We start from the raw sequence: 207 nt of genomic DNA on the forward strand, positions 1-207 counted from the left end.
GGTATTTACTGGTTAGGAATAGATAAAAAAAACACTCACGATGGGGGTCGAACCCATAATCTTCTGATTAGAAGTCAGACGCGTTGCCATTACGCCACGCGAGCTACTATTTGTTGGAAAAATATTCTGATTCATCTAGCTAAATGATTGTTTAAAATATGCTAAATTTTTCACCAGCCTTTTCTCATAATGAGCCTAATATGAACC

The 207-nt window shown here is 36.7% G+C and carries 1 tRNA gene; it reads right to left on the bottom strand.

What is annotated here, in order from left to right:
- Positions 1-32: 32 nt before the first annotated feature.
- Positions 33-104 (bottom strand) — tRNA-Arg (locus tag EXE45_RS19525).
- Positions 105-207 lie beyond the last annotated feature (103 nt).

The organism is Halorubrum sp. SP9, assembly GCF_005435015.1.
Classification (GTDB): Archaea; Halobacteriota; Halobacteria; order Halobacteriales; family Haloferacaceae; genus Halorubrum; species Halorubrum sodomense.